This window comes from Amycolatopsis sp. NPDC048633 (genome assembly GCF_040650695.1).
GTDB lineage: Bacteria > Actinomycetota > Actinomycetes > Mycobacteriales > Pseudonocardiaceae > Amycolatopsis.
In genome coordinates this window covers 308595-330505 of sequence record NZ_JBEZHS010000003.1, presented here as the reverse complement: position 1 = coordinate 330505, position 21911 = coordinate 308595, and the positions used below count along the sequence as shown (strand labels likewise).

Genomic DNA, 21911 nt, shown 5'->3' with positions numbered 1-21911 from the left:
CCCAGTACGCATCACCAAGAAGGTCAATCTCGTCGATACGCCACCGAACCCGAAGTCCGGATGATCCAGGAGCGGTCAGCTCGCTTCGGCCGGACTCAGCGGGGTCCACGAACCACAGATTCCCAGGTCCGCGCGCGCAGCATCGACGAAGGCGGTGATCGCGTGATCCAGCTGCCGACGCCCCGACTCATCATCGGCGCGGACGGTCTCGTCGACCTTGCCACCGAAACCCGGCCTGCTGTTCGCCTGGATCTGACGGACCGTCTCGACCCGGGCGTGCACGGCCGCGAGCATCCGATCGAGCGTGGCGTTGAGTTCCCCATCGCAGAAGAACGCGAGCTGCAGGACGGCGTCATTAATCGCCTCCGACACCGAGGACGGATCGACGGCTTCCCGGTCTCGCCAGACCGGCAGACAGCGAAGTCGGCATGCGGCGGCCACGATGGTCGGGAACAGCTGGCTCTTACGCTGCGACACGACGTAACGGTCCGCGCTGTTGTCGCCCACCGCCTCGCGGGTCACGGGAGGTCGTACCCGAGGCTATCGGCGACATCCTCGACGAAGTCCTCACCATCGACGCCGGGATCACGCTCCTGGATCTCCCATGCAGCGTCGTCGACCGCGTCTCCGCCGTCGGTCAAGGCGGTCGCGACGATGTCGACCAGCTCACGCGCCCCCGAGCCGTCCAAGTCGAACCGTTGCGCCGCCGAGGTCGCCGCCAGATCGAGATCCTGGTCGGAATACTCGTTCATCTTCAGCTCCTAACACTCGTCCAAAGCAGACGCAGGAGTCACGTCTCGACCGCCCCGAGATGATTCAGACCTGAGCCAGCGTGCCGAGGACCAGCGCGATAGCGGCCATCGACGGCCCCATCGGAACTTGTCCATCTCGTAGCAGGTATCGGCCGGCTATGACTCCGACGAGGCCCGCGACGGCTGTCAGCAGGTACGTCGCGATGAGACCGCCCAGCAGCCACGGCCAGCCGAACCAGCCCAGGATTGCGCCGACGCTGGGCGCCAACTTGACGTCACCCGGACCCGGTTGCCCAGTCAGAACGAATGAAAGCAGCAAGAGGCCACCCCACAAGGAAGATCCGATCAAGGCACGCACACCACTCGCGCCGTTCGGCGCGAGAAGTGCTGCGCTGCTGAGGGAAATCGCCATCGCGCCGACCAGCGGAAGGCTGAGCTGGTTCGGAATCCTGTGCTCGGCGACGTCGATCGCGGCCGCGGGAATTGCCAGCAGGCACAGGCAGGCAGCGGCAGGGACCAGCGGCTGCGGCCAGAGCCCGACCGCGGCACCAGCCACCCAAGTACCAACGACGCACAGAAGCTGGACGGTCGGTGACAAGGGCGTCGTCGCTGCGCGGCGCAGGAGAGCCATCGTGACGGGCGTGCATGCCATGGCGGCGATGGCGCCCGCAACGAGCCGGATCACCGCGGTCGCTGCGCGATCGAGAGTCGCACCTCAGCGCCTCGGAACGCGGCGCTGTCGGTGGCTGTTGCCGGCCGGTAGTGCCACGCTGGGTGGTTGGAGCACGCCAGCGAGCGTCGGCAGCAGCACGGCTCGGTCCGCCACCAGCCCGCGTGCAGAATTCGCAGCCGTACCTGCAGCCCGGCGAGCGTACGCGCACTGATCGCGGCCCGGGTGCGTGCTGCGACTTCGGCGAGCGTCGAGCCGTGTACCAGAAGATGACCATGCGCCTCGATGTGGCCGGTGACCCACTCGACGTCCGCGATCTGCATTGTCGCCACCGCCTGATCTGTGCTCGGTTCACCGGAGACACGCGGGACGGACGGCCTTCCGATACGGCACGATGCGGGTCTTCCGTCAGCCGTGCTCGATCGCGTCGAACTCGGCGCGTTGCTCGCCCGTGAGCGCGGTCATCCAGGTGGCGAAGTCCTGCAGCGTGGCCAGGAGGTCGGCGCGCACCGGTTCGATCCCCGTATACCAGCTGGCCACGGCGAACCAGCCGCCATCCTCGACCGGCGAACGGGCGTTACTCGTGACCACCTACGAAGTTGCCGACTTGGTCAAGGTTGCCCTAACCGCTGCCGCTTCCGGCACGCCAATGTCGTCGTACACCGTCAGCGCTTGGCGGAGATACTCGACACCTCGAGCACCATCAGCGGCTTCCAACGCGGCTCGTCCCAGTCCCTCGAGCGACCGGCCCACCTGCAGCCGGACGCCGGCTGCACGGGCTAGCTTGAGGGCTCGAGCATGGAACTCGACGGAGTCGCCAGCATCGGGCCAGTCGAGCGCAAGACAGCCCAGGTTGTTCAGATTTTCCGCCTGCCAGCCCTGATCGTCGCCGAACCCGGCCTCGGCTCGCGTCAGGTAGGTGAACGCCAGCCGGTAGTTACCTGCAGCGTGGTGAAGCCGCCCCAGGTTGGTCAACACCACTCCCTCGCGGGCCCGATGATCCAATCGACTGAAGATGATCTGGGCGCGGCTGTAGTAACTATCGGCCGCCTCATAGTTGCCGAAGTCGAAATGCATGCGACCGATGTTGTTCAAGGCCCTGGCCTCAGCGAATCGGTCGCCGTGCTTCGTCGCCAGCACCGCAGCCTCAGTGAAGGAGTCCAGTGCACCGGCGCGCTCTCCTGCGATGGCCTGCGCACAACCCACATTGAGAAAAGCGATCATCTTGCCGGGGCCGTTGCCGAGTTGGCGATAGAGCGCAAGGCCACGTTCACTGTTCTTCCTCGCCCCCGTCAGATCGCACAGCCGGTGCTGGACGTGGCTCAGATGAGTCAGGGCGGCGGCGATACCCAGCGGATGGTCGAGGTCTTCATACAGCTGATGGGCCTCACTGAAGTAGGCCGTTGCTTCCGCGTACTCGGCGAGTTCCAGCTGAACGTGGCCGGCCTCGTCGAGTGCATTGGCTCTACCGAGCCGGTCACTGAGCTCGCCGTGCAGGTCTCGGGCACGTGCCAGTGTCGTGGTGGCCTCGTGGTAATGACCCAGGAGGCGCTGCACTCTGCCCAGGTCCGTCAGGGTCGCGGCCTCCGCCGCGACGTCGCCGGTAGCTCGTTCAGCGGTGAGGACGGCTCGGTGGATTCGGTGGGCATCATGCCAGTGCCCGTGCTGCTCAAGGAAAGGGTGAAGAGCGACAGCCAATTCGGCTGCCCGCCGCACGTGGTCGTTGGCGGCGGCAGACGTGATGCAGGCTCCGATAGTGATCCGCTCCGCGGTCAGCCAGCTGATCGCGTCCCTCTCGGTCGAGAACTCCCGGGACGACGCCAGCGGCAGCGTGGAGAGTTCGAGCCGTGGTGTGGGACTGTCCACGAAGCGGTGTGCCGCGTGGACTGTCCCGATGTAGTGATCGAGAAGGCGTTCGAAGGCTCCCTCGTCCGCGCACGGGTCGGTAAGCGTCCGGCTGTACGTCTGCGTCAGATCGTGCAGGCGATAACGGCCAGGAGCCGGCTCGTCTAGCAGGTGATTGAGGTACAGCGCGTCGAGGTGCTCGCGCGTGGTCTCGACGTCACTCCCGTCGAGGGCCGCGGCCGCCTCCGCGTCGATGTGACTACCGGGGTGCAGGCTCAGCCGCCGGAAGAGCCGCTGCTGGTGCGGGCTGAGGTCGCGATAGGAGAGATCGAAGGCAGCGGCAACACTGCGGCTGTCGGCCCGCAGCGTCTTCAAGCGGTTCTGGGAGCGGGCGAGGTCCTCGCCCAGCTGCCGAGCCGTCCAACCGGGGTGGCTGCCCAGCCGACCCGCGGTAAGTGAAATAGCCAGCGGCAAGTAGCCACACAACCCCATCAGCTCGGCCACAGCGTCCGGCTCGTGCTGCCCGAAGGTATAGCGGTCGAACATAGCAGCGGCGTCGGTCGGTGAGAGCGTGTCCAGGGAAACGCGGCCAGCCTCGGCGAGGGATTCGAGTCGCCGCCGGCTGGTGATCAACACCAAGCTCCCGGTACCGCCGGGCAGCAGCGGCCGGATTTGTTCCTCGCCGACCGCGTCGTCGAGGAGCAGCAAGATTCGCTTGCCAGCCGTCTTCTCCCGCCACAGTCGAGCACGGTCATCGACGTCGGCGGGAATGGCCAAGGTCGGAACACCTCGCAGAAGCAACAGCGAGGCGAGCGCGTCCGCGGGGGCAACCGTAGGCTGCCGGGCGCTGTGACCATGCAGTTCCAGGAAGATCTGGCCGTCCGGGAAATAGCGCGCCAACTGGTAGGAAGCGTGCACCGCGAAGGTCGTCTTCCCGATCCCCGGCATACCGTCGATGACGTGAATCGCCGTTCGCAGTGCGCCCTGCTCCACAGCCGCGGCAACGGTCGTGGTCAGCTGGTGCAACTCTTCGGCGCGTCCAGTAAAGACTGGCACGTCGCGAGGCAGCGTGTTGCGCTCAGCCACGGGATGCAGCGGTTCGATTGCGGTCGGTGGTTGCGCTGATCGGTCATCGGTGGTGAGTACACCGGTCGCAGGCGCGGACGGGCAGGAATGGTCCGGCAAGCTGATCCACCCGGTCGTAGCGGTCTCCTTGACGGCGACCTGCACTGACCGGAAAGTCCCGGTGTCGGCGACAGTGCTGCTGCGGACAACCTCGTCGAAGAACCACGCTGAGGTGATCAAGGCGAGAGTGCCCGGCGACTCGGCGAGTGCGACCTTCAGTTGCGGTGCTTCGAGCAGGCGAAATGCCCGATTGATCGCAGCCCCGGTCGCGCCTTGATCGTCGTAGGCGACTTCTCCCGCGTGCAAGGCCATCCGCACCCGGATACGTTCCTGCGGCTGATGCGTGTTGTTGTGCCGGCGCAGTTCCCGTGCCAGGGCAACAGGCAGAGTCTCCACCAGCGGCCCCTTCGGAACCTGCGGCGGAACCAGCACGAACGTACCGTCACCGGTGTTCTCGTGACGGCAGTCGAACCACGGCACGCTGGCTTCGTCGAAGGCTCGGCGCAGCGCGTGGTCAAGGCCATCGCGGACCGACAACCTGTGCGGCGTCGTCCGGTTCGGATCCCCGTAGCTTTCGATGTCCACCGCCAGGATCGAACGGTGAACGACTTGTCGTGAATGATTCATTTCTCCCCAGGCAAGTTCACCGAGACCCTAGAAGGCACCTGTCGGATACGCCAACCTGCGCGCGCTGAGCGGTGCTGATTGTCGGACGAATGGTCGAGACGGTGATCGGTCGCGCTCATCCACAGCTGGGAGCCAGGCTGTCGTCCTGCTCAGTCGAGATGATTGCCGGAGACTACAGCCTCCCTTTTGGCGATGCGCCAATTCCGGAATCACCGTCTCTAAAATGGACAAAAGATCTTCTCACTCCAACCTCAACTCAGTCGTGGTCGAGGGCGTCGACCTCGGCGCGCTGTGTGGCGGTCAAGGTCGTCATCCAGGTATCGAAGTCCTGCAGGACCGCCAGGCAATGATCGCGCGCGGGATGGACGTGCGCATGCTGCCCGGTGGCGAGATCGAGAACTACTCGGCGCCCGTCTTGCCGGGCGTTGGTGACGTGTAGAGCGCGCCGGCGGACGATCGCAAGATCGAACGCCGGCAAGCCCGAGGCTGAGCTGGCCGCGGCGACGATCGGGCGGATCCAGACGACGTCAGGGTCATCGTCCAGTCGCGCATGACGAGCTAGAGCGGCACGGAACACTTCCCCGACCTCGTCGAACACCACGAGTTCCGCACCGGGCAACTCGTCCCCGGCCTCACTGCCGCCTCCGGTGAGCAAGTCGTTCAAGCAGGTGATGAGCTGGGCTGGAGACAACTGGTGCTTGTCGGTCATACAGTCACGACCTCCTCGATCGATTTGCCGGCGATCGCACTGACACCCTTGGCCAGTAGCATCGTGCGGATCTCATCCCGTTGAGCCTTACTGCCGCAGAGAATCCGACTAGGCCCTTGGGGGCCAAGCAGGTCGATGCCGTCGGCGAACATGACCTCGTTGCTCGCGCTGGTAAAGGTCGCGATCTTGAACGGGTCGCGAGTGGCCTTCGATACCGAGTGGCTGCCGACCGGGTTGATCGCGCCGAAGGTGTCCGCGTTGGCGCCGTAGTAGTCCGCGCGGGCGAGCAGCCGCTCCGGCTGATCCCACACCAGGCTCGGCTCCGACGCGAGCGACGAGGTCTTGCGGACGCGCAGGAACACCGAGCTCGCCCCGCCGCTGAGCTTGTCCGCTCCTTCGCTCATGCCGACGTTCTGGTGCGTGCCCATCGTCGTGCGGCGCTCGGTCGAGGCCAGCACCCCCGTGGCCAGCATCGCCTTCAGCCCGGCAGCCGACGTCTTGTGCACCAGCGACCGGCCGGCGACGGCGGTGCTGAGCTTCGGGAACGAGTTACCGACATCGAACCTGCTCCAGGTCAGCCAGCCGGCCGAGCGCTGCGGTGCCGGGTCGTAGCCGGGGCTGCCGGCCAGCGCGGAGCCGTCGGCGAAGCCGGCGGCCTTGGCGACGGCATCGCGAAGGACCTGCACCTTCGCGGGCAGGGCGCGGGTGTGGGCTTCGAGCTGAATGCCCTTGGCGAAGGTGGCCAGTTGGGAGTCGGTCATCCCGACGGCCTCGTGCGCGCGCTCGTAGAAGATCTCCTGCCGGACCATCTCCTCGAGGTGCTCCCCCGTCACCCGCGCTGCCGCGACCTCGGCGTGCTTGCCCAGGCCCTGCGCGGTGACGTTGGCGGTCAGGTAGCTGTACTCGCCCTCGTCGCGGGTCATGGGGCGGTTGGCCAGGTTCAGTTGTCCGAGGCGGCGGACGAGTTCGGGGCCGTGGTCCTCACCTGCGGGTGCGATGACCTCGAGCCGGCCGCGTAGCGAGTACTCGGTCTTCGACGGGTCGTTGACGCTGTACGGGCGGTAGACGGCCTGGAACCCGTCGCCGAGGTCGATGGCGTACTCCTTGCCCAGGACGTTCGTCGCACGGGCGCCGTCCCAGCTGGCCTGGCCGGTGGTCGTGTCCAGCTTCGGCTTGATCCGGGTGGCGTCCCGCAGCACCGCGACCGCGCTATCGCTGGACACTTCGGGTGGCAGCGCCGGCACCATCACCGTGACCAGGGCCGTGCCCTCATGCAGGAACGGCGCAACATGGTCGATCGGAGTACCGGTCGCGGCAGCGTGCTGCACAGCCTCGAACCGGCCGACGTAGTAGTCGAGCATGGCCTGCTCCACCGGGGACGGCGAGTCGCCGAGATCGGCGGTGAGCCCTTCGATCGCCGTCTTGGCGGCGTCGATCTTCTTAGCGGTCGTCGCCGGTGCCGCAGCCTGCGCGTCGAGGGTGCCGTTGGTGATGTGGTGGTTGACGCTCTTGGCCGCGGTGATGATCTTCTCGGCGAGATGGTGCTGCTCGTCGACCGGGAGCCGGCCGGTGACCTGCTGCTCGACCTGCATCGGGACCATCTCGGGGCTGATGTTGAGCGCGTCCAGCAGTTTGGCGTCGGCGTCCTCGTCGACGCGCGCGTGCAGCACGATCCGCGGGCCGTTGCTGCTGTCGTAGCTGACCAGGGTGGCGGTGGAGGCAAGCAGGTCGGCGCCACCGACCAGCACCGGCTCCCCGTAGGCGTGGCCGACATCAGGAGTCAGCGGGATCGGGGTGACCGGCAACTGCCCCGGCTCGACCTCGACTAGTTCGTCGACGACGGACACGGGCTCCGGCACGTCGTCGACCGGGGCGGGTTCGGCCTCGAACGGGGTGTCGGATGGCGCGATCGCGTAGGGGATGTGGGTGGTTTTGGCGTTGGTGCCCATCAGCTCTTGCCGAGGTGCTGCAGGGCCACGGCGGAGGAGATCTTGACCTCGTCGGTGAAGAACTTCACGAAGTCGCGGCGCAGGTTCTTCTTGCGCTCGACGGCATAGTCCAGAAAGGACTCGGCGATCTGGCTCGAGGTGACCGCGGATTCGGCGATGCCTTGGGTGCTTGCCGCTCGGGCGCGCATCGGCGGCACCCAGGTCACGTCCTGGCTCGCGCCGGCGTAGGCGGTGGTGTGCAGGGTGGCGCGCCACTCGGCGTCAGGGACGGACTCGAGCCTGCGGATGACCGAGTGCGCGACGGCCGGGTTGACCTGCACGCCCTTGCCGAGCTGGCCGGCGAGGTGGGCGTCGTAGATCTGGTGGTAGACCGCCGTGGTGCTGGGCCGGTAGCCGAGGGCGAGTCTGTCGCGGCCGAAGTTCTTGAACGCCTGGCCCAGGTCGATCGGCACCAGTCCGCCGGCGGGGGTGCGCAGGACGTTGCCGTGGTGGGGGTCGTGGTTGCCCAGCGCCCAGCTGGTGACGTGCAGCCGGACGACCTCGTCGACGTCGGCCTGCGACCAGCTCGCCGGCGCGCCCGACATCGGCTTCGCCCCGGGCAGCAGAGGTTGCACGCTGACCGGGTTGCCGCCGACCTTGGTCGCGTAGACCGGCACCGCTGGCAGCCCGGCCCGGGCCGTCAGCCTTGAGGCCGCAGCCTCGGCTTGGGTGATGGCGCCGGCGTGGGGTTTGCTCTCGCGTTTGGCGATCCAGGTCGTGCCGTCGGGTCCGGTGTGGAGAGTCTTCGGATGGGTACCACCGAGGTTCGCCGGCTCCCCCGTTCCGAAGTCCCAGGCGGCGACTGCTGCGGGATCGAGTGGTTTGGGGACGGCGGTGTGTGCGGCTTGGGCGTGCTGCAGGGCAGCGACGAGCTGCGCGTGCTGCATCCCGAAGCGGCTGCGCGGCTTACCCGCCCCGGGCGACGCGACCGCGGGTTTCGGCGCGGGCGGCTGCTTCGCTTTCAGCGTGGTCTTGATCGTGCCGACGTCGGATGTCGACGCGTTCAGGTGGCCCTGCAGGAGCTTCCCGAGCGTTGCTTTGGTCGCGACGCTGGCTTCCGCGGCGGTCGCGACGCCGCTGGCGACAACGAACTTTCGGAGGTCAATGACCTTCTGCTCGTCCGCCCAAGCGAGCACCTTTGATTGGCCGGCTTGCAGCGCGGCTTGGTGGACCGGTGCGGGATCGAGGGTGTTCCAGGTCGCGGCGGCCGCGTGGACCTCAGCGATCGCGCGCACCTGCTGGACCAGGGCGCCGGCCGTCGCTTGATCGAGAGGTCCGGAGAGGACGGCGGAGACTTGTCCCGCGCAGGCTTTCGAGTTGGCCAGCATCGCCGACCGCTCGGCGACGACGCCGCTGATCTCGTCCCGTTCACCAGCCGGCGTCGCGGCTCGCAGGAGCTGCAGCACGTGGTGGGCGCCCAGCGTCTGCAGCTGGTCGTCGGTGATCTTTCCGCCGAGCTTCGCGGTCGTGACCGCCGTGCTCAGCTGAGCCGCGGTAACGGTGCTGAGCAGCTGGTCGACTTGGTGGCGGGCTGCAGCGGTGGCGGCGCTGAACTCGCTGGCCAGCATGGGGTTTTGGGCGGTGGCGATCTGGTTTTCCCAGTGCAGCAGCGTCGCGATCTTGTCCGGTGAGGTGGCGGAACCTTGTTTGGCGACGATCGCGGCGAAGGTGTCGAAGTCCGTCTGCACCTCGGCGAGGTCAGCCTCAAGGGCCGGCCAGCCCTCGAACCCGGGCGGCAGCGCCGCGACAGCGGCCGGGATGTTCCATTCGGTCATGGTTTTGCCGTTGACCGCCTCGCCCGCACACAGCGCGGCGTGCCGGGCCTGGGCGAGAGCTTGGATCTTCTTCTTGGCCTCGCTGTCGGCCGGTGTGGAGGGGTCCAGCCACACCGCCAGCGGATGCGGCGCCTGCCCGGCGATCCCCACGAGGTTCGGTTGCTCGAACCCCGCCGCCGCGGCGATCTCGACGAGTTCCTCAGGGGTCAAGCCGGCCAGGTACTCGGCCGTGAGGACCTGCAGCTGCTGGTGGTAGGGCCCGGCGGCGGTGTCGGAGACCTGGCTCTCGGCAGCGAGCGCGGCACCGACCGCCGCGGAGAACAAGCCGTAGCCCTCGACAGCGTTGTCGGGGATGTCGATGGCCGGCGGTCCGTACGGGTCGTCCGGGTCGATGCCGCCCTGCACGATGGCGGCGACGAGCGTCAGGTTTTCCTCCGCGGTGTCCGCGGGCTCCTCGGTGTGCGCGCAGATCGCCGCGAAGTGCTGCAGCAGCGCGTCATCGCCGGCGATCGGCGCGTAGGCTTTCGGGCCGGCCGGTGCGACGGCGTAGGCGGCGTGGTCGGTCTTCGCGTTGGTCCCCATCGCGGCGCCCGGTTAGCGTGCCGATCCGAGTATGTCGTCGACCTGCGTCCGCACTGCCGTCTCGAGCGTCGCGTCCGGCACGATCGGCTCGACCTCCGCCGCGGACGCGACGAGCGTCTCGGCCCAGAACGCCATCCGCTCGAGGACCTCCTGCGGGCTGGTGCCGACGAGGCGTTCACGCCAGATCCGGCCAGCTTCGTGTTCTCGCGGGATCCACTCGACGAAGGTCTCGGCGGTCTCGGCGCCAGTGTCTATGCCGAAGACAGCGACCGCGGTGACCGCGGCGCCGTACTCCGGTGACCAGCCCAGCAGGACCCACAAGCGCATCAGCGGCCTCCCCCAGTGGCAACGGACTTGTGCGGGAACAGGGAAGCCATGTAGCGGACCGAGTGGGCGAAGGCGTCGGGGATGCGGGCATGGACGTCCTGGCGGCCGGCGGCGGTCACCACGGCGCCGTGCGAGGCGTACTGCACCGGGTTCTGGCTGATCACGACGAGGCGGTCGCCGAGCAGCTCGAGCGCGGTCTCGATCCGGTCCCGCCGCGAGAGCCCGGTCAGGATCACGGTCAGCGTCGGTGGAAGGTTCTCGGCCAGCCAGTGCAGGCCCGGCAACGTCCAGCTTTGCCAGTTGGTGTTCTCCCGCACGGTCTGGACGTTGACCGCGACCGCAGCCGGCTCGGTCTCGACGGCCCAGTCGGTCAGGCGGCGCAGGTCTTCGAGCCGGTACCAGTAGAGGTTCGGCACGGTCGGGATCCCGGCGGCGGCGAACTCGGCGGCGATGATCAGCGAACGGCGCATGTTGATCAGGTGCTCGGCGCGGGGCCAGTTGCCGTAGATCGAGTAGTTCGGCGCCAGCACCAATCCGAACTGCAGGGCGGCGATCCGGGCGATCAGGTCGTCGCGGTGCCGCGCGGTCCAGAACGCTTCGACGAGCGGGTCTTCGCCGTATCCACTGAGGACGGTCAGCGTCGTCGGTGGCACCTCGAGGATCTCGGCGGCGGTCCGGCCGTCGCTCCAGCGCGGGTAGAGGGTGTGGGTGCGGGGAGAAAACACCCGCCGCAGCCCGACCGCGTACGCCGGCCACCGCACGACCGCGTCGAGCTCGGCGACGCTGGACCCGTCGACCTGCGGGACGAACGAAGGCATCGTGGCCGGCAATGGCGCGATGACGGTGAGGTCGTCGAATTCCAGGGTGCCGCCGACGTCGCGCATCCACGCGTCGATGTCGGTGCGAGAACCGCACCGGATCGGGCAAGCCCGGCAGTCCGTGCGGGCGCAGCCGCAGTAGGCGCAGTCGGAGTTGCAGCCCGAGCACAGCGGCGCGATGGCGACCGCAGGCTCTGCGTCGACGTACCAAGGACAGCGCAGACAGTCGCATCGCGCGGCCGGGGCGGTGGGCATGCCGAGGAAGGTGCTCATGCGGCTGCTCCCGTGTGGATGACGTCGCCGAGCTGATCCAGCAGCAGCGCGACCGAGCCTCGGTCGTGCTCGCCCAGCTCGGCGCCTTGGACGAGGGCGAGGAGCAGCTGGCGCAGCGCAGCGAGGGCGCACTCGACGAGCCGGGCATCCACACCGGCGACCTGCACCTCAGGCTTCCCGCGGAGCTTGTCGGCCCGAGCTGCGTCGGCATGCTCCTGGACTTGCTCGGCTTCGGCCAGGGCTTGCTCCGCACTCAGTTCCTGATTCGCGCTGGCGGCGGCGAGCGCGGACGGAAGGAGTCGGGTGCGGCCGGTGTTCTTCACCGAGGCCCAGATGTCGGCGGCGGCCTGCTCACGACCACGGCGCAGCTCGACGAACCGGATCCGGGTGTGCAGGGACACCTTGGCCACGTCCATCTCCTCGGCGACCTCGCGAGGCATCTCGGCGAAGGCGCGCACCAGCTCACGCGCTTTGCGCGGGCTCAGCTGCAGGCCGAGCCGGCTCAGCACCTCGGCCCATGGGGCGGAGCAACGCTTGTCGGTCCCGCGGATGCGCTCCATCGCGGCGAAGCGCGCGATCGGGTCGTCGATCGCGTAGACCTCTGCCGGCACCGCGTGGCCCCCGGCCAGGAGCTTGCCCAGCAGGACAGCACAGCGGTCGAGCACCAGCGCGGCAGCGAGCTCACCCGGCCGCAGGCTCTCCCGCGCGAGGTTCTCTACCAGCTGCCAGATCCGCCGCTCCTCGTCCGACAGCGGACCGGGGCAGACCACAGCGGGCAACGCGGCGAAGTGCGGGTTGTCCGGCCGGTTCACCGCGCCCCACCGGCACGCGCGCAGCCGCCGCTCCCCTGCCGCCAGCTTCATCGCCGGATGAGTCCCGTCACCTGGGTCGATCTCCTCGACCAGGACCGGCTGCAGCACGCCGACATTGGCGATCGAGGAGATCAGATCCGCGAGGTCGCCCGGCGTGGTGACATCGCCCGGCAGCCGGCCCTGCAGGTCGGTGAACGGCGTGCCCTCCCCGCGCAACGGCAGTAGCGCGAACCGGCGCTGCCGCAGCCGCGGTGACAGCCCGAACTGCACCACGACCTCGGTCGGCGCCTCGGTCATGACAGCCTGCCGAAGACGGTCACCCGCCGCGGGTCGCCGAGCAGCGGCATCGCTACCGGCTTCAGCGGTCCGCCGGCTAGGAGCTGGGGCAAGGTCGTCGCTACCATGTCGAGGCGCCCGGCAGCGGTGCTGACGACGGGCATAGCCTGAGCGTGGGCGCGCAGGTCGGCGAGCCGGCGCTCGAGCACGGACGGCTCGGCGCCGGACAGGACGATCAGAACTCGCGGGAACCGGGGATACCGCTCCCGCCAGGCCAGCCGCTGGCCCGATCCGGCCGGGGTGTGGTCGTGGTAGCGGATGTAGCCGACCAGCTTGCGGGCCAGCCGGGCGACCGGCATCGTCGCGCGGTCCAGCTCGACGAACAGCGTCCGCTGTGTCCGGCGCCCGGCCTCCTCGAGCACGTAGTGCAGGACCGCGTCGGCGATCACCACCCCGCGCCGGTCTCCCGCCCGGTCACGGAACTGGTGAGCGACCTCCGGCGTCCAGGACAACGGCCCACACTCGTCGCCGCGCTCTCGAGCTGTCTCGATGAACGCGAGACCGGTCTCGACGACGTCGAGGGTGTGTTCCTGCAGCAGGTGCGCGACCGCGGTGCCCGGCAGCCGATAAGCCCGGGCATCCACCGACCCAGCCGCCTCGACGACCTCGGCGCCCGCCGGAGTGACGTGCCACGTGCGGGGGCGGTGTTCTCGGGTGATCCGGTCGGCCAATCCGGCACGGCGCAGGCCGGCGAGCTTCGCGCGGAGGGTGACCGGGGACAGCGTCGGAGACACCAGTCGGTGGACTTGCTCCGTGGACACCAATCGGTGCCAGTACAGGACGGTCAGGGCATCGCGCTGGACGGCGTCGAGGTCCACGCTCACTCCACGGTCGAGGTCAGGTCGATGCCCGCGCCGCTGCCGCGGGTCGGTGGCCGCCCGCGGCGCGGCTGCGGTGCCGGCTGGGCGGCCTGCAGGGCAGCCAGGATCCGGTCGTCCAAGTCCTCGAGCTCGTCGAGGACCTCCCCAATCGGACGGCGGGCCAGGTTGGCGTCGAGAGCCTGGTCGACCTCGTCGTTCCACTCGGGGTGGAAGTGCTCGGCGAACTCGTCGTCGACGTGCAGGCCACGGATCTTGAACGGCGTCGTGCGCTGCCCGCCGAGGGTGACGGTGACGACGTGGTGAAACTGCTCCAGCTCGGTCACCGTCGCCGGCTGCACCAGACCGCCGAACTCCCGGGCGACAGTGCGGGCGCCGTCGATCGCGGCGGCGGAGGTCATCAGCAGCGACTGGTTCTGCAGCAGCGCCCGCCGCGTCTCCGCGGCGAGCCGGTCGGGCATCTGGTTCATCGCGTGCAGCGCGACCTGGTACTTGCGCAGCTGCTCGAGGATCGCGGCGAGGTAGCCGCGGGACGCGCCGTCGACCGCGGCGAGCTCGTCGACGAACGCGTCGCACCTGCGCCGTTGCTCCACCGGGGTGTCCGCCCGCGAGCGGCCGGCGCGGAACAGGTCATAGATCATGAACGAGGTGATCAGCTTGTTCGTCTCGCCGGTGCCGGTGGTGCAGACGAACACGATCCGCCCGGTGTCCATCGCCCGCCGGACGTCGTAGGTCGTCACCGAGGAGCCAAGGAACGCCGACAACGTCGGACTGGTACGGAGCCGGTTGATGATGTTGGTGACGACCGTCGTCGCATCCGGGGCCAGCTTCGGGAACGAGTCCGTCCAATACCTGCGCACGCTCGGCTTCAGCACCGGCAGGACCGACTCTCGCCAAGATTCGTCGTCCAGTAGCGTCGGGATCTGGAAGATCGTCGGCGCGCAGTCGGCCGGAACGCGCATGGCGAGGTAACAGAGGGCCTCACAGGCCTTGGTCAGGATCGACTTCGCCCGCGGCGCCGCGTCACCCCAGCCCAGAGCTGCGGCGAACGAGGTCACGACCGCGTCGACGCGGTCCTCGATGTCGGACTCGGTGAAGCCCTGCATGCTCAGCGGATTCCAGCCGGGCAAACGCTTGCCCCGGCCGCGGACGTCGAGGTTGACCTCCCACAGCCGGCCTCGCAACGCAGGGTCGGACAGGTAGGGCTTGGCGCGCTTCCAACCGTCGGCGTGCGGGTCGAGGAACCAGACCCCGCCGCCGAGCCGAGCAATCTCGATGGCCTGCGCCAAGGCTTCTTCGGTCTTGCCGAAGCCGGCCTTGCCGAAGCGCGCGGAGAACAGCAGCTCCCGCAGGGGCACGCCGACCAGCCGCTCGTCGCCGTTGACGTCGGTGACGTAGCCGAGCCGCACCAGCCCTGCCCCCGGCCGGTATGTGGGTACTTCGCGCGGTGCCGGGAGCACCCAGCCGCGGCTGCGGGCGATCGCCGGCGACTGACAGCGCCCCGACGGCGGCTTCAGCAGGCCGGCGATCTCGCCGGTCGTCACGAGCGACCCGGACCGTGGCTTCGCCAGCCCGGTCCGGAACCGCCGGTCGAAGCGCCGGCGCACCAGCACGGTGTCCGCGCCGAAGTGCCAGCCGAAGAGCCGCGGGCCACGCACGCGCCAGTAGTTCTCGCCACGGAAGATGTCAAACGCCCCGATGACGCTGCGCAGGTGCGCCTGCGCACGCCCCGGGATTTCCGAGACACACCGGATCAAGACCTGGATCGCGAAGACCGGCTCGTCGGTCACGAACTTGTTCGTCACTCGTCGAGGGGACGGTGTCGCATTTCGTGGACGCCCGCTGACCTGCGTACACGCGATCGGTAAAAATTCTCCGAGCAGTTCCGCGGCGAGGTCGGCGACTACGCCGAACGGCCTCGTGTCGTTTCCCCTGGAATGCGACGTGGCCTGGCGAGCGAGGTGCCGGATGCGCGCCGGCGTCAGCGGGATGAGGTCAAGACAGACCTGCACGGATTCACCGAGATCCACTCGGACGTCACCCACTGCGTTCGCCAGTGTCTGGAGTGGATCGTCCGGCCGGACCGGCAGCTTCTGCAAGGGAAGATGTCCCGGCCGCGCCAGTACAAGTTCGGCCCGAGCCACATGCAGGTCCGGCTGCGGCAGCTGACGGTGCACGGCGGGTTCTCCTCCCATGAACGGCAAGATTGGTGGGTCTCACCACCAGTCACGGGAAGTACCGGACGGTTTTGATGCAGTCGACGAAGGGGGTGAATTTTCCTTTCTAGCACTGGTGTGGATACACTCGATTGAAGAACGTCGCGCATTGTGCAACGCCGCATGGCGCACGTTCTTGGTCACACACCCACCCGAGGAGCATTCAATGGCCCAGAAAGTCCTCGTCGAGATCCTCGACGACATCGACGGCAGCGCCGCCGCCCAGACCGTGCAGTTCGGCCTTGACGGCGTGACCTACGAGATCGACCTCTCCAACGGGAACGCCGCCGCCCTGCGCGACGAACTCGCCCGGTTCATCGGCGCCGGCCGCCGTATCGGCGGCCGCAAGGTCCGCGTCGCGACCGGCCAGTCGACGGCACCGACCGCTTCTGACCGCGAGCGCAACCAGCAGATCCGTGCGTGGGCCAACGCGAACGGCTACGAGGTCTCCGAGCGCGGGCGCCTCTCCTCCGAAGTCGTCGCCGCCTACGAACAGGCCGAGGCCGCCGAGGCGGAAGCTCCGGCACCGACACCGCGAAAGCGCTCTCCGCGCAAGAAGGCGGCCGCCTGACGGCTGTACACGGTGGCCATCAGATCACTGGGGAGAGATCACCGCTGTCGTCCCGTCGGCGGCGAGGAGACATCACCCTCTCCGCCGACGGAGGACGCTTCACCCTCAGACGTTGCCCAACGGATCTTCGACGTCGGGGTAGACGAGCTTCGTTGAGCACACCGGTCACCGGCTCGCACCACTCCACGCCTATCCCAATTCCCGAACTCGTGATCAGTGCCGAACCGGATCCTCATCTCGACGACCGAACATCGGCCAAGAAGACCATCACGACCACGGCACAGCCGCGCCATGTCGCGCCGCGAATCTCACCTCCGCGTCCGCCTTGTTGAACCGTTTCAGCGCGACAACCGGACAAACTGACCGAGTGCCGCAACCTACTTGCACTGCGTAATCGATCAGCTATGGTGAGTTGACATGACCTGTACGAGGGTGGGGAGGCCCCGTGGGGAATGGCTTCAAGGTCACGCTCGACGAGTTGCAACGTGTCGGCGACAGCGCACTTCCTGCACTGCGTGAGATCATGGGCTCTCAGCTGCCGGTACTGAACGCGCACGAGGGACTCGCCGGCCCCGGCTCATTGAGTGCCGTCAACGACTTCCAATTGGCGTACGCCCGCTTCACCGACGAAATCGCCGCCCGGCAGAAACACGGCGCTGAAGTTGTCGATGCCACCGCAGAAGCAGCCAAAGCCATCGTCGCGCTCTACCGCCGCGCGGACGGGCAGGGGTAGCCGTGGGTGACTGGAAAACCGATGACGACGTGCGCTCCGCCGCCGACCGGACTGCCCGCCGGCTCATCGATCTCTTCGATGACGAACAACCCGACGGCAAATGGCTCGGCTCTCCGGATACCTACCCCAATGGCGGCGGAGCCGTCCTCCTGCGCGGGCTGCTCGACGACGCCAACAAGGTCATCAGCCTCGATCCGCAGAAGATCGTCGACGAGTTCGAGCGAATGAAGAAGGTCGGCCGCGCCCTGGACCAGGACACCTCCACCGACATCATCGACGCTTTCCGCAAGATCGACTACTCGGTCCAGGACTGGGAAGGCGGCGGAGCCGACGCCTTCCGGCATCAGATCTCGATGATCCAGGCCTTCCTCGGCCAGCAAGCCGGCTACCTCGTCAAAACCGTCGAGTCGCTCGCGATCCTGCTGGCCGCGTCAGTGCAGGCGCGGCGTGACTACATCGCCGTCGCCGACGCCACCAGCGCCGCTGTCGCCAAGGCGCTGCAGCAGCACGCCGACGCTGACACGAAGATCGCGATCTCCGTCGGCGCGAGCGTCGTCTCGGCCGTTCTGGGCGTCGCCACCGGTGGTGCCTGGTTCACCGCGAGCGCCGGCGTCGTCATCGGCGCGTCCTCCGCAGGGCTGCAGCTGGCGGTCGACGGCGACAAGTTCGCCGAGGTCGCCTCCGGCTACAAAACCGCCAAAGACCAGGTTCTGACCACCTACCAGGACATCATCATCACCGCGCTGGGCAAGGTGCAGGAAGCCGAGCGAGATCTGCTCGGCGAGAAGAACGAGCTGTTCGCTCCGACACCGCCGAGCATTACCGTTGCCTCACCGAGCTTCCACTACGAGGACTTCTCCTCCGTCGACCGGCCGGTTGTCGAGTTCGACTCCAAGGTGGATCAGGAACATCGAAAACTGATCGATCAGCACGGCCCCGCAGGCCTTACCGGCCCGGCCACTCCGATTCAGAGGCGCCTCGATGGCTGACACCATCCGCCGACGAGCCACGGTGTGCGGCATCGCGATCGCCGTGACAGCCACCGCCTGCACCGGGCCCGACACGCCACCTACGACAACCACGTCGGCGGCACCTCCGATCACAGCCGCACCGCTGGACGTCGCTGCCCACCTGGCGGCACCATGCGCGGGAGTACCCACCGACCTCGCCGCGCAGCTCGGCCTCCCCCAGCGCAAGGACGCCCACGAGACCGTACTCGTCGGCGCGGGCGAGCAGTCAGAATGCCAGCTGTCCAGCGGACCACCTCTTTCGGCCGCAGCCGAAGTCCGCTTCTACGCCAAGGCTCGCCCCCTGCCTCTGGTCACCGGCCCCGGCAGCCAGGTCAAGCCCATGACCGTGGCCGGATACCCGGCCGGGGAATGGGTGCTCAGCACCGGAGCTGACGGCAGCTTCACCTCGTGCCAGGTGATCGTCGACATCGCGCCGAGCCAAGGCCTGGCGACGCTGTACAACGGTCCGAGCGGCGAACCGATCACCACCTCGTGCGCCAAGGCGACCCAACTCGTCGAGGGAGTGCTCACCTCCCTGCGCCGCTGAACGCGTCACAGGTCCGCGTACGTGTTGTTCAGCGTCGCGACGAATTCACGTGCGCCTGCCGGGATCAGGACGATGTTGTCTTCGGAGTCGGGGTAGACGAGAACGCGGCCGGACTGCTCGAGATCGATCGCGGTGATCGGCATGCTCCGGTATCGCTCGCCGGCGGAGTTACGGCGGGCGACATAGATCTGGTGGATCGCGCGCCGCGGTCGCTGCATCACCTCGTCAAGATAGCTGGCTTCCTTGCCGGTCGCGTGCTCCGGTGATGGGCCGTCGCCGTTCTGCGCAGGCTTCGCGACAACCGTGATGGGGATCTTCGCAGCGGGTGTCTCGGGCAGCGTGTCGAGCAGCGCTGTAGCGAACCACCTGTCCTGCACAGGCTCCAGGGCTACGACGTTGTCGTCGATGATCGCCCGGACAGCGTCGCCGTCTCGAGCGGCCAGCAGAACCGAGCAGGAACGGCCGTCGGCGAAGTTGCTGAAGGCGTAGTACTCGCGGGTGGCACAGCCGAGGACAGCGGTGGTCGACCGCCACAACCCGTTCAGCCGGTTGTTGCGGGCCAAGCCGAGGTCGGTCAGGGCCGCCATGGCCCTGATCTCGAGCTCGCGGCGACCGTCCGCGGTCGCCCAGTTGTGCAGGCTGGTGCCGAACGCGGGAGGCAGCTCGCCGAATTCGACCATGCTCCAGGCGGTCAAGAAGGCGAGTTTGGGCAGGATGATGGGTCTGTCGATGACAGCCACGTCGCACACTCCGTGATGCAGGACGACAGGCGGGGAAGGCCGTTGCCGGTACACCCGAAGTGCGTCAGGTTCCGATGGTCGGTGGGACCGGCGCGAAGCCGGTGCGCGGATCGACAAGTTCGTCCTCGACGTCTGCGAACACGCTGTCGTCGTCGCGAACGTACTTGCGCTCGTGTTCTTCGTCTTCATCGGCCGGACGCCCGTACCCCGCAGGGCCGATGCCGCCAGATCCCACCCCAGCTCGTCCGGCGGCGCGACCGCCACCGACAACCCAGCCGCCGGCACCCGGGGACCTGCGAGGTGACGCGCTACCGACCTCGCCGGGGACACCCCTCGGCAGCCCGGGGCTCGGCGACGCTGGGACCGGCGAGTACGAGAACCCGACGAGTTTCCGGCCGTCCGAGTGGGAGAGCGGACTGCCAACGATCTGCTCCATCTGCGACGTCGACGGAAGGCCGCTGAGCGTCCGCCCGTCCCGCATGCCGGCTGTCCTGGTCACACCTGCAGGTTCAGACGGGTCGGGGTGCACCCCGGGTCCGGCGGTCTCGCCGGGTACGTGGGCATCGCTCCCCCGACCTCCGACGGTCGTTCTCGGACCGACATCGACAAGCGGTTGCCGGTCCGACGACGGGGTATTGCCGTCGTCCCGTCGCAGCTCGATCGGTCGCTCGTCCTGGCCAGCGGTCACGCGACGTGCGTCGACCGGTTTCGCATCATCCGAAACAGCAGACATCGCAGGGGTGATTTCGCCGTAGTCGCCGGACAAGCCTTGCCCCTGACCCTCCAGGTGCTCGACGTAGGCGTTGTAGACCTCGAGGTTCCTCTGCGCCTTCGCGTTATACGCCGCGATAGCATCCTCGGTGTCGGTGTCCCACGGAGTCGCGACGTCGAAGAACGACTTGTCCGGCCGTTCGCCCATCGGCTCCATCGAGCGTTTCGCCAGCTCGAAGCCATACGCGGCATCGGTGACGTTACTGCCGTTCGATCCCAGCGTCTTGGCCGCGCGCTCGACCAGATCGCTGAACGCCTTGGTCCGCTGCTTCGCCCCTTCAGCTCCCCGGCCCGTCCACGTCGGCTCGAGGTTGTTCAGCATCGTGGTCAGTTCCGCGGCGATCTGATGATGAGCTGCGGCGACGTTGCCGGACCCGGCGCCGCTCGCGTTCCAGCTGGAGCTGTCACCGGCCATGACATGGCCGACGACAGCGGGGACCGGCATCGCCTGGACACCAAGGTTTCCAGCAAAGAGGTCACTTGCCCACCCGGCGGGGTCCTGCACGGTCCGTACGAACACGGAACCCGCTTCCTCGGCTCCGCGAAGAGCGTTGTGCGCAGCCGTCCCCAATCGGTCGAACGGAAACATCACGAACCTGCCTTCGCTCTCAGTGTCGTGACTGTCATGTCAGCGATCTGAGGGATCAGGCTGCATGCGTCCTCGGTGTTGCGCTTGCTCTGGCCCAACGTCAGGCTCACATCGATCGAGACGCTGTCGGCAAGACCGATGCTTGCCTGACAGAAACCGATGGGTATCTCGCCGCCTTTGGTTCCCGCGTGCGCGACCGCCGGGAAGCCCTGAATGTCCGGAAGCACACGCCAGACGGCCGACTGGGGACGCGTGTTGGCGTAGACCCCGCTGAGCCCGACATGGGTGTTCACCGTGTAGGAAACTCCGACCGCGCCTCCGGTCCAGTGGTTTGACCACGCACAGGCCGGGCCGGTCTGGGCCAGATCTTCACGTTCGCCTGCGACGCTGACCCCGACGGCGGCGACGACTTGCTCCGCGGTGAGGGCGTCCGTGCAGGGATCACCGGAAAGCACCGAAGCCGGCAGTGGATCGTTGACCTTCGGCGCACCGGCATAAGGCAAACCGGGTGCTGACGCGTTCTGGCCAGCCGGCGCCGGAAGTGCGTTTCCCGCGACATCGGTTCCGCCTTGCAGTGAACAACCGCACGCCAGACCGGCAACGCCGAGCGCCACGAGGACGGATCGCCGGCGGTTCATCCCGTCACACCCCCGTTCGGCGAGCCGAGTTCACGAGCAACCTCGCCATCACGATCACCGACCCGGCTCAGGGCAACCTGAATTTTCGCAATCAGTTCGTTCAGGTACGCGGCTTCGGCGTTGACGTGCGCGCCGGCAGCGTCGAAAACACCGTGCCCGCTCGCCAGACGAGCGTTGTAGGCGATGCTGGCGGGATCGTGTGCGGCGGGGCTGACCTGCCTCAGAATCTCGGTCTGCCGCTGAAGCTGCTGAAGCTTGTCGCGAGCGTTGAGTGCCTGCGTCAACACTGTCTTCGCCTCACCTGGAGACAAGCTAAACCCCGCACCCGACGCGGTCGCACCTTCAGCGCCGACGCTGTCCCTGACGTTTACGTCGACACCCGCCAGCCACGGATCGACGCCTTTGTGTGGTTGTGCCACGGCCGCGTGAACCCCTCCCGCTCAGCGCTGCGTGCCCTCGATCCCCCGCTCCCGACAGCTGGTGATCGGCCAGGCGATCCGTCCGGCCGATCATGAATGACCAGCTCGACGGATCAACCGTATGAGTCACCGTAACTGATCAACTACAATCCGTACGCAGAAAACAGTGTTTTTGCCACTTGCAAGATGCATCTGTGATCACCCAAATGAGGGGTGGACA

The 21911-nt window shown here is 67.7% G+C and carries 22 protein-coding genes; 4 read left to right on the top strand and 18 right to left on the bottom strand.

From position 1 onward, the window contains the following. Nucleotides 1–75: 75 nt before the first annotated feature. The 14 genes from AB0C38_RS10205 to AB0C38_RS10140 all read right to left on the bottom strand — a co-directional run bounded on the left by AB0C38_RS10205 (nt 76) and on the right by AB0C38_RS10140 (nt 15262). Complete coding sequence (locus AB0C38_RS10205; RefSeq protein WP_360669597.1) at nt 76–522, bottom strand: hypothetical protein; 447 nt, start codon at nt 520–522, stop codon at nt 76–78. Further along, a complete protein-coding gene (locus AB0C38_RS10200) occupies nt 519–752 on the bottom strand; it encodes a hypothetical protein (RefSeq protein WP_360669594.1) in 234 nt (77 codons plus the stop codon). Before AB0C38_RS10200 ends, AB0C38_RS10205 begins: the two co-directional genes overlap by 4 nt. Before the next feature lie 64 nt (nt 753–816). Then, entirely contained in the window at nt 817–1437 is a 621-nt protein-coding gene (locus AB0C38_RS10195; protein WP_360669591.1) for a prepilin peptidase, read from the bottom strand. Continuing rightward, nucleotides 1434–1745 carry a hypothetical protein gene (locus AB0C38_RS10190; protein ID WP_360669588.1) on the bottom strand — a complete coding sequence of 104 codons (312 nt, stop codon included), beginning with the start codon at nt 1743–1745 and terminating at the stop codon, nt 1434–1436. The genes AB0C38_RS10195 and AB0C38_RS10190 overlap by 4 nt, the downstream gene beginning before the upstream one ends. A gap of 85 nt (nt 1746–1830) precedes the next feature. After that, entirely contained in the window at nt 1831–2013 is a 183-nt protein-coding gene (locus AB0C38_RS10185; protein WP_360669585.1) for a hypothetical protein, read from the bottom strand. Next, nucleotides 2014–4977 carry a tetratricopeptide repeat protein gene (locus AB0C38_RS10180; RefSeq protein ID WP_360669582.1) on the bottom strand — a complete coding sequence of 988 codons (2964 nt, stop codon included), beginning with the start codon at nt 4975–4977 and terminating at the stop codon, nt 2014–2016. Nucleotides 4978–5275: 298 nt separating this feature from the next. Beyond that, nucleotides 5276–5728, bottom strand: a complete 453-nt coding sequence (locus AB0C38_RS10175; RefSeq protein ID WP_360669579.1) for a hypothetical protein — start codon at nt 5726–5728, stop codon at nt 5276–5278. Next, nucleotides 5725–7677, bottom strand: coding sequence for a hypothetical protein (locus tag AB0C38_RS10170; RefSeq protein ID WP_360669576.1), 1953 nt, complete (start codon nt 7675–7677; stop codon nt 5725–5727). Before AB0C38_RS10170 ends, AB0C38_RS10175 begins: the two co-directional genes overlap by 4 nt. Beyond that, the gene (locus AB0C38_RS10165; RefSeq protein ID WP_360669574.1) at nt 7677–10073 is read right to left on the bottom strand and encodes a hypothetical protein; all 2397 of its coding nucleotides are present in this window, start codon (nt 10071–10073) and stop codon (nt 7677–7679) included. The genes AB0C38_RS10170 and AB0C38_RS10165 overlap by 1 nt, the downstream gene beginning before the upstream one ends. 12 nt (nt 10074–10085) lie before the next feature. Next, the gene (locus tag AB0C38_RS10160; RefSeq protein WP_360669571.1) at nt 10086–10400 is read right to left on the bottom strand and encodes a hypothetical protein; all 315 of its coding nucleotides are present in this window, start codon (nt 10398–10400) and stop codon (nt 10086–10088) included. Then, nucleotides 10400–11491: a DUF4417 domain-containing protein gene (locus tag AB0C38_RS10155; protein WP_360669568.1), complete on the bottom strand. Its 1092-nt coding sequence runs from the start codon at nt 11489–11491 to the stop codon at nt 10400–10402. The genes AB0C38_RS10160 and AB0C38_RS10155 overlap by 1 nt, the downstream gene beginning before the upstream one ends. Next, entirely contained in the window at nt 11488–12600 is a 1113-nt protein-coding gene (locus AB0C38_RS10150) for a ParB N-terminal domain-containing protein (protein WP_360669565.1), read from the bottom strand. Before AB0C38_RS10150 ends, AB0C38_RS10155 begins: the two co-directional genes overlap by 4 nt. After that, entirely contained in the window at nt 12597–13457 is an 861-nt protein-coding gene (locus AB0C38_RS10145; protein ID WP_360669562.1) for a replication-relaxation family protein, read from the bottom strand. The genes AB0C38_RS10150 and AB0C38_RS10145 overlap by 4 nt, the downstream gene beginning before the upstream one ends. 2 nt (nt 13458–13459) lie before the next feature. Continuing rightward, nucleotides 13460–15262 carry an ATP-binding protein gene (locus AB0C38_RS10140; protein WP_360669560.1) on the bottom strand — a complete coding sequence of 601 codons (1803 nt, stop codon included), beginning with the start codon at nt 15260–15262 and terminating at the stop codon, nt 13460–13462. Between the two features lie 577 nt (nt 15263–15839). On the opposite strand from AB0C38_RS10140, the gene AB0C38_RS10135 reads away from it, so the two are divergent. The 4 genes from AB0C38_RS10135 to AB0C38_RS10120 all read left to right on the top strand — a co-directional run bounded on the left by AB0C38_RS10135 (nt 15840) and on the right by AB0C38_RS10120 (nt 18534). Then, complete coding sequence (locus AB0C38_RS10135; protein WP_360669963.1) at nt 15840–16244, top strand: Lsr2 family protein; 405 nt, start codon at nt 15840–15842, stop codon at nt 16242–16244. Nucleotides 16245–16689: 445 nt separating this feature from the next. Beyond that, nucleotides 16690–16977: a hypothetical protein gene (locus tag AB0C38_RS10130; RefSeq protein ID WP_360669555.1), complete on the top strand. Its 288-nt coding sequence runs from the start codon at nt 16690–16692 to the stop codon at nt 16975–16977. A gap of 2 nt (nt 16978–16979) precedes the next feature. Then, nucleotides 16980–17966 carry a hypothetical protein gene (locus AB0C38_RS10125; RefSeq protein WP_360669552.1) on the top strand — a complete coding sequence of 329 codons (987 nt, stop codon included), beginning with the start codon at nt 16980–16982 and terminating at the stop codon, nt 17964–17966. Beyond that, nucleotides 17959–18534 (top strand): DUF3558 family protein, encoded by a 576-nt coding sequence (locus tag AB0C38_RS10120; protein WP_360669549.1) that lies wholly within the window; start codon nt 17959–17961, stop codon nt 18532–18534. Before AB0C38_RS10125 ends, AB0C38_RS10120 begins: the two co-directional genes overlap by 8 nt. Nucleotides 18535–18539: 5 nt before the next feature. Here AB0C38_RS10120 and AB0C38_RS10115 read toward each other — a convergent pair whose 3' ends face one another. From AB0C38_RS10115 to AB0C38_RS10100, 4 genes are all read right to left on the bottom strand, one after another. After that, nucleotides 18540–19274: an ESX secretion-associated protein EspG gene (locus AB0C38_RS10115; RefSeq protein ID WP_360669546.1), complete on the bottom strand. Its 735-nt coding sequence runs from the start codon at nt 19272–19274 to the stop codon at nt 18540–18542. Between the two features lie 64 nt (nt 19275–19338). Next, complete coding sequence (locus AB0C38_RS10110) at nt 19339–20634, bottom strand: hypothetical protein (protein ID WP_360669544.1); 1296 nt, start codon at nt 20632–20634, stop codon at nt 19339–19341. Next, on the bottom strand, nt 20634–21272 hold the full coding sequence (locus AB0C38_RS10105) for a DUF3558 family protein (RefSeq protein ID WP_360669541.1): 639 nt from the start codon (nt 21270–21272) through the stop codon (nt 20634–20636). Before AB0C38_RS10105 ends, AB0C38_RS10110 begins: the two co-directional genes overlap by 1 nt. Continuing rightward, nucleotides 21269–21691, bottom strand: a complete 423-nt coding sequence (locus AB0C38_RS10100) for a hypothetical protein (RefSeq protein ID WP_360669538.1) — start codon at nt 21689–21691, stop codon at nt 21269–21271. The genes AB0C38_RS10105 and AB0C38_RS10100 overlap by 4 nt, the downstream gene beginning before the upstream one ends. Nucleotides 21692–21911 lie beyond the last annotated feature (220 nt).